At 31.6% G+C, this 13,106-nt stretch carries 11 protein-coding genes and 1 pseudogene; all 12 read right to left on the bottom strand.

Going from position 1 to position 13,106, the window contains the following annotated elements; translation table 11 throughout:
- Positions 1 to 3: 3 nt before the first annotated feature.
- The 12 genes and pseudogenes from BC952_RS12275 to BC952_RS12220 all read right to left on the bottom strand — a co-directional run bounded on the left by BC952_RS12275 (position 4) and on the right by BC952_RS12220 (position 12,919).
- Positions 4 to 1,023 (bottom strand): NAD-dependent epimerase/dehydratase family protein, encoded by a 1,020-nt coding sequence (locus BC952_RS12275; RefSeq protein WP_121365911.1) that lies wholly within the window; start codon positions 1,021 to 1,023, stop codon positions 4 to 6.
- 65 nt (positions 1,024 to 1,088) lie between these two features.
- Entirely contained in the window at positions 1,089 to 1,667 is a 579-nt protein-coding gene (locus BC952_RS12270) for a Crp/Fnr family transcriptional regulator (protein ID WP_121365910.1), read from the bottom strand.
- Between the two features lie 665 nt (positions 1,668 to 2,332).
- Positions 2,333 to 3,403, bottom strand: a complete 1,071-nt coding sequence (gene rsgA / locus BC952_RS12265) for a ribosome small subunit-dependent GTPase A (protein ID WP_244200148.1) — start codon at positions 3,401 to 3,403, stop codon at positions 2,333 to 2,335.
- A gap of 320 nt (positions 3,404 to 3,723) precedes the next feature.
- A complete protein-coding gene (locus BC952_RS12260) occupies positions 3,724 to 4,278 on the bottom strand; it encodes a YbhB/YbcL family Raf kinase inhibitor-like protein (RefSeq protein ID WP_121365909.1) in 555 nt (184 codons plus the stop codon).
- 87 nt (positions 4,279 to 4,365) lie between these two features.
- Positions 4,366 to 5,202, bottom strand: a complete 837-nt coding sequence (locus BC952_RS12255; RefSeq protein ID WP_121365908.1) for a helix-turn-helix domain-containing protein — start codon at positions 5,200 to 5,202, stop codon at positions 4,366 to 4,368.
- Positions 5,203 to 5,433: 231 nt separating this feature from the next.
- Positions 5,434 to 6,627 carry a winged helix-turn-helix domain-containing protein gene (locus BC952_RS12250; protein WP_121365907.1) on the bottom strand — a complete coding sequence of 398 codons (1,194 nt, stop codon included), beginning with the start codon at positions 6,625 to 6,627 and terminating at the stop codon, positions 5,434 to 5,436.
- A gap of 5 nt (positions 6,628 to 6,632) precedes the next feature.
- Positions 6,633 to 7,058 (bottom strand): annotated as a pseudogene (locus BC952_RS12245) (GyrI-like domain-containing protein); the annotation flags it as partial.
- 525 nt (positions 7,059 to 7,583) lie between these two features.
- Positions 7,584 to 8,444: a phospholipase D family protein gene (locus BC952_RS12240; protein ID WP_121365905.1), complete on the bottom strand. Its 861-nt coding sequence runs from the start codon at positions 8,442 to 8,444 to the stop codon at positions 7,584 to 7,586.
- A 174-nt stretch (positions 8,445 to 8,618) separates the two neighbouring features.
- Entirely contained in the window at positions 8,619 to 9,338 is a 720-nt protein-coding gene (locus tag BC952_RS12235) for a hypothetical protein (RefSeq protein ID WP_121365904.1), read from the bottom strand.
- A gap of 969 nt (positions 9,339 to 10,307) precedes the next feature.
- Positions 10,308 to 10,586: a hypothetical protein gene (locus BC952_RS12230; RefSeq protein WP_121365903.1), complete on the bottom strand. Its 279-nt coding sequence runs from the start codon at positions 10,584 to 10,586 to the stop codon at positions 10,308 to 10,310.
- A gap of 3 nt (positions 10,587 to 10,589) precedes the next feature.
- Complete coding sequence (locus BC952_RS12225; RefSeq protein ID WP_121365902.1) at positions 10,590 to 10,931, bottom strand: hypothetical protein; 342 nt, start codon at positions 10,929 to 10,931, stop codon at positions 10,590 to 10,592.
- 767 nt (positions 10,932 to 11,698) lie between these two features.
- Positions 11,699 to 12,919, bottom strand: a complete 1,221-nt coding sequence (locus BC952_RS12220) for a toll/interleukin-1 receptor domain-containing protein (RefSeq protein WP_121365901.1) — start codon at positions 12,917 to 12,919, stop codon at positions 11,699 to 11,701.
- Positions 12,920 to 13,106 lie beyond the last annotated feature (187 nt).

Genomic DNA, 13,106 nt, shown 5'->3' with positions numbered 1-13,106 from the left:
TCTTTAATGTATCGATATTGAGCTATTTGAAGTTAATGAAACTGTAAAATCTTTTGGGTTGTGTAGTTGATGGCTAAAATAAACACTGTTCGGAAAACTGTTTTCAAGTATTTTTTCAACATGTAGTACAGTGGAAAAAGAGGTCAATTCCGATTGACCTTTTTGACATTTTAAAACAACTTTTTCTTGTTTAGAATTACTGTGTGAGACAAAAATTTCAAAGGTTGAAACATCTCCACTACCGCTTCCTCCAAATATTAATTTTCGTTCTTTAAAATTTAAAATTTTAAAGAAATTTATTTTTTGCATGATGCCTAAAGCAGAAGTAATGAGTTTAGAATCAAAGGTCAGTTTGGCTGAAACAGTTGGTATCTTTTCTATTTGATTAAAAATATATAAATCTGGGATATCAAAATCATAAACTTTCCTGTTTTTACCGTCAAAATTAAAAACATGATACTTTGAATTTAAAAAATGCTTGGTATTAACCTTAGTATTATTTTTATAGAAATTAAATGGTTTGCTTACATTTTCAGCCATAAAATCTGCCGAACTTTTCCCAGCTTTATCTTTAGTAGAATAATAAACCAAAATTTCAACATTTTTGACATCATTTGCTAAAACACCTTTTGAATATAATAGCAATGGTGCAATACCACCCATCCATCCGGAACTAAATACAATTTTACTTTCAATGGTTCTTTTCTCAGTAAAATCTAAAGATTTTACCAGTTCACTTGTCGGTTTTGTAATATCGATATAATCAATTTTAGATTTTATTGCATAATCTAAAGCATTATTATCGGGATCTTTTGTACAAAGTATGATTAGATTGATTGAATGCTTGTATAATGATTCAAAAGAGTTTTTGTCATTTATATCAATTTGAACATGATTTGGATTGGTACCTTTATTTCTTGTTCCGATTAAAATTTTTAAAGCTGGGTTTCTGCTCGAAAGCATTTCATGAATAGTTTTTCCAATCAAACCAGTGCCACCTATAATTAAAATTGTTTTGCTCATCTCTTTAGTTTACGTTTAGATGTGCAAAGCTAAATCCTATCAAACTTTGAAAATAGGACAAATGTCTAAAAAGTAAATTCTTTTCGTATTCTGCTTAAATGTCGTTGTGAAATACCTAAGTAAGAGGCTAAATATTGTAAAGGGATTTTTTGAACATACTCTGGATGATTTTTCATTAAGTCTGCATATCGTTTAGTGGCATCGCTTTTTTGCAATTGAAATATTCTTTTTTCTAATTCAATGTATTGTTGTTCTGCTATTGTTTTTAAGAAATAGACCCAATTAGGTTTTTGTTGCACTAATTTTTCAAACTTGTCTTTAGGAATGATTAATAATTCAGTTTTTGTAATAGCTTGTATGTTTTCCATTGTCGGCTGTGAAGTCACAAATGAAGAATAAGCAGTCATTAAACTGTTTGGAAAAGTGATACAATAAGTAACTTCTTCCTCTTTGTCGGACGTATAATAAGAACGCAGGCTGCCTGTTAAAACAAATGCTACTTGTTTGCAAGTTTCGCCTTCTTTAATAAAATACTCCGCCTTTTTGAAGATTTTATACGTTAAAAGGTGCAGGAAATCGTCAATTTCAATATCTGTCAATATATTGAAGGACTGCAAAAAGTGTCTTAAGCTATCGTTTTTCATTTTTAGTTTTCTGTTCCTTCGAAGCGGTTGTGATAAGGTGACGCATAGCGTCAGTCTGTAAAAAAACCTCCGTTGTATTATCATCAAATGTAACAAAATACTAGTATAAAAAGAAGATTTTTCGCATTATCAAGAATGCAACATCTCACAGGTATTTCCCGTCAGCAAATGCGTTTTTCAAGTTTAGAAGATACTATACGTACCGATAATATGGTGCGATTTATAGATGCCTTTGTAGCGCTTATTGACCTCTCTAAGCTCGATTTTGCTGTAAAAACGCTCAAGACTGAAGGTCGGGCATAAAAAAAGTAGTTCAAAGGAGAATTACGAATTTAAAAAATACCGAACCCAAAAATATAAAGAATGCCCTGTAAAACATTTATGTGCTAGTCGAGCAGCAGGGACTTTTATCCTATTTAGAATTTATAAGAAATAGAAAAAAGTGCGCGAAGTCAAAGACGTTCGCGCAGCATTTCATAAGAACACTTCAAAGAGCGGGGTTTTTTTCACAGCCTGACGTTTCGCGCTGGGCGACTTTGCGACTAAGCGAACCGATTTCTATCGTCAATATAAAACTTTTTCGTGACGAAAATCTAACGGTTAGAATAAAAAAAGCAATGCTCGCTTAGCGTGTGTCAGCGGTTCGGGCTATTTTTATTAGAGCCTTATTTTTTTCTATTGATTCCCTTCTTAAAGGTCTTAACCATTTTTCCGAAATCTTTATCTTTTTTTCGTTTCTCTTCCAATGTGGATTCAAAATGCGCTTTCTCTCTTTCCATTTTAAGGTAATTTTCGTAGGAAGCTTTGTCAATTTCTCCTTTTTCAACGGCTTCAAGAACCGAACAACCTTTCTCATTGGTATGCGTACAATCTTTGAATCTGCAATTACCAGAAAGTCTGCCAATCCTATCAAAAGTAGTTTCAAGTCCGCTTGCCGTATCAGCAATACCAACTTCTCGCATTCCAGGATTATCAATTAAGATTCCACCATTTTCAAGAATGATTAGTTCTCTATGACTTGTAACGTGTTTTCCTTTGTTTGTACTTAGACTTATTGCATCAGTCCTCATTACCATTTTTCCAGAAAGATTATTTAAAAGAGTTGATTTTCCCACTCCAGACGATCCAAGCATACAATACGTTTTTCCTTTCTCAATTATTGTATTTATTGCTTCGTACCCTTTTTTTGTTTCATTACTGATTGGAATAATAGGAACATTTTTAATCCTGATTTTTATGCTGTTTACTATTTCATTTATTTGAATCTCATCAATTAAGTCGGTTTTGGTTAGTATAATTATTGGCTTAACTTTAGAAGAATTACATATGGTTAGGTATCTTTCCAGTCTATTGATATTGAAATCCCTATCTACAGCTTGCACTAAAAAGGCGTAATCAATATTAGTTGCAATAATTTGAACCTCTCCAAATTGTCCGATTGCCTGACGTTTGATAGTTGAAAATCTCGGCAGTATGTTGTGAATTATTGCAAAATCAGATTCATAGGTTGTAAGTGTAACCCAATCTCCCACTGCCGGAAAATCTGCGCGGTTTTTGGCATTGAAACGCATATTGCCAGTTATCTCTGCTTCGAATTCTCCATTTATTGTCTTGATGATGTAACGCTCCCTATGTTCTGAAATAACTCTACCTATTTCGAAATTTTCAAGGTTGTGTTCCATCCTGAAATTTTCAATTTCATCATTATATCCTAAATCCTCTAGTCTCATCTCCATTTAAGTTAAGTTGAATAAGTTTTAACTCTTTACAGTCGTTATTTAGCCTGACCGCTAACGTCTGTCTGTGAAAAAACTAAAATCAGCCTCTTGAGAATCCCATATTTGAGATTTTTCTTTGGTAGCCCTACGCATACTTTCTAAATTTGAAGAGGTTTTTTCAAAGCCTGACGTTTCGCGGCTTTAAGAAGTTGGGGATTTGCAAACCCAAAACTTTCGATTAAATACCGAAAAACAAAATTACATAAAGGGTTTAAGATTAAGACCTTAAACCTCAATTAATTAAAACCGCTGTTGTAGGCAGTACTATTTTGTTAACACTATTTGTCTCGCTTGTAATATGCCACAATGCTAGCTTTTGCAAGAGTGTTGTTCCAAAGATAAAAGCCAACTACAGCAGGATTACTATTTGCGTCAAGTCCTAATTTGTCAGTTTTTAGTGCATAAACTGTTATGATGTACTGATGAAAACCGTGTCCAACAGGTGGACAAGGGCCTCCAAATCCGTTAATTCCATAATCTGTTTTACTTTGTATTACTCCTTTAGGTGCTAAATTTAGTTTGATATTACCTGCCTTAGTTACTAACTCGCTTATGTTTTCTGGAATGTCAAATACAACCCAATGCCAAAAACCACTTCCAGTTGGTGCATCTGGGTCATACATTGTGATGGCAAAACTTTTTGTTCCTTCGGGTGCATTTTTCCAAGATAATTGAGGTGACTCGTTTTCTCCTGAACAGCCAAATCCGTTAAATTCTTGAACTTTAGTGGTTTCTCCACCCAAATCTTTGCTAGATAAAGTAAATGTTTTTTGACCGAAAACAGTTGTTCCTAAAAGTAAGAACATTGCTAAAATTAAATTTGTTTTTTTCATTTTATTAAATTTATTAATTCAATACAAATTTAAAGGTCATACTGCAGATTAAATAAAGATTAACTTTCAAAAACTGTTGCTAAAAGTTCAATCCTTATGATGCTGTTTGGGTGTAACTCCATATTTCAATTTATAAGCCTGAATAAAGCTTGATAGATTCTCGTACCCAACTTCAAAATATATTTCTGAAGAACTCTTTTGTTCTTGGTACAGCAAATGATGTGCATACTCTAATCTTTTATTTTGAAACCATTTTATAGGCGATTCAGCATAGTGTTTTTCAAATTCTCTTTTGAAAGTTGATACACTCATATTACATAAAAATGCCAATTCTTTTAGTGTAAGTTTGCACATCCAGTTGGTTTCAACAGTTTGAATGAATTTTTGTGATGTATCATTACTTTTTTCTGACAACGAGTATAAAAAATCAGTACCGTATATTGCTATCAGATAGAGCATTATCTCTTCAAATTTCACTTCAAGTAGCTTCTTTTGTGTGTCTTTTGAAAGTTTTGAAATATCTAGTAAACTATTTACAAATCGTTTAATAAACTCATTATATTCAAAAGAGTAAACTGATTTATATTTGTTTAATTTGGTTGTATTTAGTTCGTTATTTCGGATGAATTTCAATAGAGTTTCGCTGGAAAAAAATAGAAGTACACTCCTGTAATTTCGGATTACTGAAAGTTTTTCGGTCATCAAACAATTTCCTGACTTCATTATTAGAAACTTAGAATTATCAATTGATAACGTTGTATTGTCAAAGACAACATCTTTATTTCCCTCAATTAAAAAACTAAATGTATGTTGTTTAAGAATAATTTGCTGTTTAATAATTTCTTTTGAGCTACGGTAGTCGAAAATCTGAACAGATTGTAAATTTTCTAAATTTAGTTCATCAGGAAGTATAATTGCATTCATTTCTTTATTTCTTTATTGTTTTTATGTACTTTCGGGAAGTATTGCCAACAGCGTTTTGGAACTGCAGCGGGTTTGGGAGTAAATTAAGTCCAATCTTCGGATTTGTCACCCGAGCGATAGAACAGGCGAAGCAAATCATCCCCAATACAAAACCAACTTTCCTCCCGATACTTCGGGAAAGCCTATTGCCTAAATTGCTTGTAGCGTGTGTTGTGCGTTCGGATTTTTGTTTTAGGTCAATACTTGTCTTATTTTATCTGTAAACTTTATTGGACTTACTTTTGTTAGTTTCAAATTTTCACAATTATTAAATGTAGCAAAATTTTTTACTAATTCTAAAAAAGGGTTTATCCATAATTCAATATCAATTTTAGTGTTTTCGATGTGTAAATGTATCAGTTCAAATTCTTTTTCTTTTCGATGCGCTTTACAATCAACTCGTCCGATAAATGTGTCGCCAAATAAAATAGGTAAACAAAAATATCGGAATTGCCTTTTTTCTTTGGGTGTGTAGCATTCAATTTTATAATCAAAGTCGAAAAATTGTTTTACTCGGTCTCGATGAATAATTGAATTGTCAAATGGCGATAAAAGCCGAATGCTTGAAGCTGTTCTATTTAAAGATTTTTCAAGTAAGTCTTTATATACAAAAACAGGAGGTCTATTTTCAATATTTATCAGTTGTATCGTTCTCGCTTGAAGCATTGATTTTAATACTTTATCAACATTTCTTCTTATTAATTCTCCTGTTTTAAGATGTGTAATTTGCTTTACGGTTGTAAATCCGTAGGCATTCAAATAGGTTTTTACCAAATATTCTGCAAATTCAAGGTCAGTTGGCAAGGTTGTATTAATTGATTTTGGTAACACATTTTCAGTGAGGTCATACGTTTTTTGCATTCCGTTTCTCCTGGAAATCATTAAATCGCCTTGCAAAAAAAGCCTTTCAAGTGCTATTTTTGTAGGTTTCCAACTCCACCAACTTCCTGCTCTTTTGGTTTCATTCTCAAAATCTCTTGCTTTTTTGGGACCTTCTGCACGAATAGTATCTAAAACATATTTCATCACTTTTGGGTCTGCGTTGTAATAATGTGTCTCACTTTGTTTTACATTTAGCATTTGAGGTAATACAAAACGAAAATCTTTCATTGGAAGATAGGATGCTGCGTGAAACCAATATTCAAATACCTTTCGCTCCTCAACTAATTCATCTAAATATGCTGTTTGATAATCTGGAATTCTTGTCCAAAGTGTGTGATGATGGGCTCGTTCCACAATTGACAAGGTGTCAATTTGTAAATATCCGAGATGTTCTACTGTTTTAAGAACTGCATCTTTACCTTTTCCAAAAGGATATGGCTTTGTTAATCCTTGACTTTCTAATGTCAAAAAGCGAAGTTGTGATAAAGCCAATTCTCCCATCATAAATTCTATTTGATAATTGAAATATAAGTTTCGACTTCTGCGTTATCTCGATGATAATATTTTTGTCCGTGAATGGTTACATCTGCACGGTAAGCTCTATTTAGTTGAGTGTCTTGTCCTATTTCTGTCCAAGTTTTCAATATTGCTTCTGGCATTTTCCCTTTTGATATGTATTTTACGTTTAAATCAACTGAAATATTTCGTTCTACGAAACCATCAGGAATATTATCAAATGTAGTTACAGGAAAGCCAATGATTAAGGTATATTTTCCTGTATAATCGCTTTGGTAGTCGGTATAAACAGCATAAATTTCGTCACTTGCTTTGTTAGGTATTTTGTCAGCGCTATTTTCTCCCCAAAACTTGCCCCAAAGAGTTTCAATATCAATCATTGATTCGTTTGTCGTTTCAGTTGAAATTCCTATCATTTTAAAATTGTTCCTATTTTTTTGTTAGTTTTTTCATGCAGAATGTTGGTTTAAGCTGACGCACAACGTCAGTGTGTCTAATAACCTCTTTTTATATATCGCCTATTCGGACTCCTATCTTTGAAAAATCTCCAATATACGATTCTCAGAGACTTGTTTTAGGTTTTTAGACCGTTTGACCTGTCCTGAAATAACTATAAGTCCCTCTCTATTTCCACTTGTGGCGGTAATAGCGGTAAATTGTTATAGGATATATCATGATTGTATGTCGCTTTCATGCTCATAATGTCGTTTTTTGAACAAGGATGTTACTTACACTCGTTTCGTACACAAGTATAAATACATGAAAAATTTACCCTCGTTCTGTTTTTGAAGGTAAAACTTGCCCTCGTTGTTTTTTTACATTCGTTTTTGTATTTAGGGGGAAAAACATGCTTTTTCAGATATCCATTAAATTTGCAGGTATAAAACAAATTCAAATTAAACATAAAATCTAATTTATTAAAACCATTATCAAACGATAAATTTTTATTTCAATTCTGGATTCCTCATTGAGGTTTTTCCATTTGATTTTCTACCTGTTTTATGGCAATAGGTTTCAGGAAAATCAGAATTTCCATACTCATTCCAAATTTTCCAAGACATTTTAGTCATAGGTTGTTTGGGATTATACGGTATTTCAATTCCACTTCTAATACAATACCCTATTTCTTGTTTTTCTGTTTTTTCTGTCCTTTCAGGTCTTTGACTACCCGATGCCCCTAATTCTAACTCATCTGGAAAGTCGTTTAAACGTTTGTCAGAGTTAGATGTGTTCTTTCTAAATCCGTAAAATTTTTCAGTTGAATCAAAAAGTATATCAGATTTAATATAGTCTTTACCTAAATTAATTAAGATTTTTTTATTTTGATAAATTGGTCTTTTAATAAAAACCACTTCATTGTTTTCTGCAATCTCTATACATTCATTCCAAGCTTCGTTGTCAGCAGATGTTTTAAAATGATTTAATATGCTTTGTTCTGAATAAACACCAAATTCAATATTATTTTTGAACGAATAATCATAAAGATTTATTGATGTAATGATACCTTTATTTTCATTGCCATAGTACTTCGCATGCAAATTTGGAACATATATAATACTTACATTTAAGAATTTATTAAAATAATCAAAGTCTGACTTACTCATACTCCTCTTAATATCATTTTCATTCTTTCCAAAAACCAAAATCAGATGAATTTTAGGATTGTTTTTATGTTTGTCAAAAAGCTCCTTGAAATAGTCATCAAGTTTTATAAATGGAGAAACTATTAAAAGTGTTCTTTCAGCATCCCATATAATATCATAAATGGCTTCTCCCAATTTACTGCCAGTTAAAAATTTGCTCATAATTCTATATTTATTTTTATTTTCTTATTGCCAATATTAGATTTTGAAAAGAAAATTACGTTTTATCAAATTCACTTTGTTTCTTCAAACTACCTACTTTTCTGTTCAACACAGCTTTTATTGTTAGTACCGCGCACGCAACTAACCGCACACTGTTGTGCGTCGTCGCTTTTACTATTCTATTTTTATGAGACAATATTTAAAGATTGTTTTCTCAATTATTGAAAAATCAATCCAAGTTATTTCATAATCTTTTAATAAATCCAATTTATAAAAATTTTCTTTTTTGCATGTCCAATGTTCTTGTGACTTAATGTTACACCAAACATTATTTTCATTTAATATGAATTTGGTTTTATCCATTTTACTATAATTCCAACTTAAATCAAAAGGATTAAGTAGTGCTCCATTGTGGAATGAAAAATGTTTGTCAATATTGTCTTTTTCAAAAACATTTTTTTCAAAATATGCTTTGTCATTTGTTAGAATTAAAACATATCCATATTTATAATTTAAATTCTTTGATTTATAATTTTCAATTCTATAAATATCTTTTCTAAAACTATATCTTCCCACATCTTGAGCTCCGTGCTCCGCTAAAATGTAATTTTCGTCATTAAGGGAAATGTTTGCTTTTCGCGTTTTGTATTTTAGTTCGATAGGATAAGAATTTCCATTAGTATCAATAACTACTATATCGATTGGAGCTCGAACAGTTGTTTTTTTTCCATTTCGATTAATCATTTCTAATTCTACAGGTCTTTCGAGACGAATTTCGAATTCGGGATTATTTTCTTTGATATTAAAAGCTAAAGCTAACTTTAAATCATCTTCAGAATGAAATATTGGTCTTTGATTTTGGAGTTCAATAATTGATTTTTCAAAAAAATCCATACTTTTATTTTATGTAGGTTTTGTTTTTTTTTCGATGACGTACAACGTCAGTACGTCTAAAAACGTTCAAACTAACTTTATTTTATTAATTAAAAAATATATGGGATTTGAACTACAATTAAGATTCTTTCCAGCAGCCTTCGAATTGCTGCGGGCGTCGAGAGCAAAACACCAATAGCTGTCCAAGTGTAAAATACATTTTCTTATCATTAACCGCGTTGCAAACGCTACGATTTAGCTGTTAATTTAAATAGGTACTCGTCGCAGACAAGCACCAGAGAAGGTTGATAAACGAGCGCCAATGGGGTTTCATTGTTCGTGCTACCCACGCAACGAAAGCTTAGCTGTTGGCAAAAGATTCATTCTTTGTAATAATATTTACCTAAATAAATTAGAAATTTAGAGATTAAAATAATCAGAAAACATAATACACTTGAATACAAAAAGTATATTGCGTTTATATTATTAATTTCCGCTACTTGAATAGTAATAAATATAATCAATGAAATTGATCCAATTATTCTTAATAATAAAGTTGATTTTCTTAAATTTAATTGCATATCATCTTATTTTAAATTTGTTATTTCGGTTCTTCATCAGATCTTGAATCATCACCTGGAGGTAATTCTTCTTCTCTTTGAGCAATCCATCCTGAGGAAATAAAAAAATATTTCATAAAATGTTATTTTTAAGTTTTTTGGCAATATAACTGCTAACTTGTATATATATCTGATAGCGTCAGACATATCTACCCTATATTGGGTTGCTATGTCGGACAAACGTCAGTATTTATTGTTTTGCTAATGTATAGTTTTTTTATTACAAATTATCAAAATAAATACATCTCAGCATCTTTCTATCTCTTCCTCCTACTCTTCCAATTACCATTTTTATCACAATCACTCCTAAGCTCATAAATCTTCGATAAAAGGTAAAGACCTAAAAATCAGACTACACTTAGCTCTATTCTTATCTACCATTCTGAGCATTCAGGTTAGGTACCACACGAAAGGATTCGTGCGGTAGCGGGGTTTTTATTCTTTCAAGACTATTTTGGCAGTCTCTTTTGCTATTCCAATTGTTGCAATAGAGATTTTTTACAACTACTGTGTCAGTTTTAGTTTTAGAAACAACCTCAACAGGTTTTACCACATCAACTTTTGGTTTTGATTTAGTAACCTTGTTTTCTGATTTGGGTTGCCCAAAAACCAGCGATATAAGTAATAGTAAAATGTAATGTTTTATCATATTCTAATATCTATCTCTGTCCCAAAAACTGGAAGTTCTACGTTTTTTTATTATATCTTGCTTATAATCTTCAAACATCTTTTTGAAATTCTTTGAGAATTCCTCATTGTTTAACTTCATCATCTTCTTATACTGATACCTAGAATAAATTGTTAGAACAATGTATAAAACAACTACTGTTATAGCAATTGGAATTACATAATCTTTGGTTTGCTTCCAAGTCTCAATCAATGAAATGCTTTTGTACCAGTTGTAGAGATAGAGTAAAATATATCCTAGAGCAGCAAGTATACCACCTGCTATTACTTTTGAACCTACCGAATCATTCCAAATCTTCTTAAACATAAAATTAATTTTAACAGCGGAAATTTACTATAATTAATTGATTTTGTTGTTGATATAAATTAGGAATTCTCATTTATTTTTTATATATTGTAAATAAAAAAATATATGAAACCGTCAACTATTGTTAACACAATCACATCCTCAAATATCAAACCTATTTTCAATGTTAAAGATGTAAATGAATCTTGTAATAATCTTTTAGTAAAATCTAAATCTTTCTTATCTAAACATCGTTTAGGAAATCCAGGTAAAGAAACAGTTTATTTTATTAGAGATAGTAGAGGTAATTATTCATTGTTAAAGAGTTCTAGATAATCTTCTAGATAACCTTTGTCGTTTTATCGAAAGCAGACTTAGCTTTTACGTTGTAAAAACTGAAGACCAATAATATTAAAGCTATTTGTCTCATATGTGAGGTCGAAAATTGGCACTAACTTGTATATATATCTGATAGCGTCCGACATATCTACCCAAAATTGGGTTGCTATGTCGGACAAACGTCAGTATTTATTGTTTTGCTAATGTATAGTTTTTTTATTACAAATTTTCAAAACAAATAAATACACCTCATCTCAGCATCTTTCTACCTCTTCCTCCTACTCTTCCAATTACCATTTTTATCACAATTACTCCTAAGCTCATAAATCTTCGATAAAAGGTAAAGACCTAAAAATCAAACTACACTTAGCTCTATTCTTATCTACCATTTTGAGCAATCAGGTTAAGTACCACACGAAAAGATTCGTGCGGTAGTGGGAAGCAGTGTTCTATTTTTCTATTTCATTAATATTTCGTAAGCCAATCATTCTTATGACTAGATATGACCACATTAAATCATAAAGCCAAAAATCCACTAGTGTTCCTGACTCTTGAAATAATACAGTAATCATGTAGCCACCGCCTAAAAACGGGTATGGAGGCGAAATCATATATTCTTCATTGAAAAAATCTGCTTTAAAATCAATTTCATAATCTTTTGGTTTCCTCTCAAGATAAGTTAGATTTTTTCGCGCTCTGATTTCTTCAATAGTTGCAGCGATTATTGGTTCACATGCAATGGCGGAATGTTCTTCGCAATATGCGATAGCGTAAGCTGTACCCATTTTGAAATCTGCATATTCTTTATCAGGTGTTGCTCTCCATAAAGCTATGGTAAGAAACTTATTATCGATTTTATAAAATGCATATGAAGTAAATGGATTCGGTAAACCCCAGTTTAAAGGATTTCCTAATTTGGCTTTGATCTCCGCAAAGCTTTCTTCAAGGAATATACCGTTTACCTCATAATCGAAACTAATTCCTGACGGTTGCCGCTTTGCTAAAACCCCATCAACCTTGTCCCAATGCTTATTATAAATAACCTCTAGTCCATGACTCCAATATGTTTCTATTAAAGCGTCCTTTGTGTCAGGCTTTCCTAAAATTTTATGTACTTGTGCTCGGGACAATCCTAATCCCAAAACATCAGTCATTGTTTTTATTTTTGAAATAGGTTTTGCATCCGTAAAGTTTGGTTTTTTGCCTAGAGGTGGCTTTGGATTCAGCGGCTCATCATATATGTTCTTTAAAAGTTCAATATACTTTCTTTCAAACTCACCGTCAGCTCTAACATCTAAATAAAGAAAGGATTGAAGGAAAGTAGGTATACTTGACTCAATATCACCGGCTCGGAGAATAGGGAGAAACTTCGTGTTAGTAGAAATTGTTTTTGCAAATTCCGTACTTATTATTTGATATTCATATCCCACACCCGAAATTCGATTGTCTGCTTTAATTTTATAGTCTGGAGTCATAATCAAGAGAACTTTCGATGCTTTTGAAATTTGCTCCATAAAATAATTATTGTTTGATCCTAACTTTAAATCATATTGATCAAAGATTACGTCAACACCATCTGAGCTAAGTCTATTTGCTAAATAAAGTGTCCATGTCTTATGGAGTTCATTGTCCCAAGAATAGTGGATAAAAATTTTAGGATTATGATTCATTAATTTTTAGGTATTAACTCAATAACATTGCCCACAACTTCATTTCGTCTAAAAATCTCTAAACGCACTTTATTTTGTTACCGAGAAAGTAAATATATGGGATTTAAACTACAATTAAGATTCTTTCTGTAAAAAGTTGCTTGATGGTTCTTAAAAGAAAACAATTCGTGAAAAGCACTAAAAATGG

Source organism: Flavobacterium limicola, from assembly GCF_003634755.1.
In the GTDB taxonomy this organism is placed as follows: domain Bacteria; phylum Bacteroidota; class Bacteroidia; order Flavobacteriales; family Flavobacteriaceae; genus Flavobacterium; species Flavobacterium limicola.
Note: the sequence above shows the minus strand (reverse complement) of the source record. Positions and strands in the feature narration are given on the sequence as shown.

What these genes read in the sequence shown, in the direction of transcription:
- BC952_RS12240 (WP_121365905.1), bottom strand. Translation starts at nt 8,444, where the DNA reads ATGAGCAAATTTTTAACTGGCAGTAAATTGGGAGAAGCCATTTATGAT.
- rsgA (WP_244200148.1), bottom strand. Translation starts at nt 3,403, where the DNA reads ATGGAGATGAGACTAGAGGATTTAGGATATAATGATGAAATTGAAAAT.
- BC952_RS12260 (WP_121365909.1), bottom strand. Translation starts at nt 4,278, where the DNA reads ATGAAAAAAACAAATTTAATTTTAGCAATGTTCTTACTTTTAGGAACA.
- BC952_RS12220 (WP_121365901.1), bottom strand. Translation starts at nt 12,919, where the DNA reads ATGAATCATAATCCTAAAATTTTTATCCACTATTCTTGGGACAATGAA.
- BC952_RS12250 (WP_121365907.1), bottom strand. Translation starts at nt 6,627, where the DNA reads ATGATGGGAGAATTGGCTTTATCACAACTTCGCTTTTTGACATTAGAA.
- BC952_RS12255 (WP_121365908.1), bottom strand. Translation starts at nt 5,202, where the DNA reads ATGAATGCAATTATACTTCCTGATGAACTAAATTTAGAAAATTTACAA.
- BC952_RS12235 (WP_121365904.1), bottom strand. Translation starts at nt 9,338, where the DNA reads ATGGATTTTTTTGAAAAATCAATTATTGAACTCCAAAATCAAAGACCA.
- BC952_RS12270 (WP_121365910.1), bottom strand. Translation starts at nt 1,667, where the DNA reads ATGAAAAACGATAGCTTAAGACACTTTTTGCAGTCCTTCAATATATTG.
- BC952_RS12230 (WP_121365903.1), bottom strand. Translation starts at nt 10,586, where the DNA reads ATGATAAAACATTACATTTTACTATTACTTATATCGCTGGTTTTTGGG.
- BC952_RS12225 (WP_121365902.1), bottom strand. Translation starts at nt 10,931, where the DNA reads ATGTTTAAGAAGATTTGGAATGATTCGGTAGGTTCAAAAGTAATAGCA.
- BC952_RS12275 (WP_121365911.1), bottom strand. Translation starts at nt 1,023, where the DNA reads ATGAGCAAAACAATTTTAATTATAGGTGGCACTGGTTTGATTGGAAAA.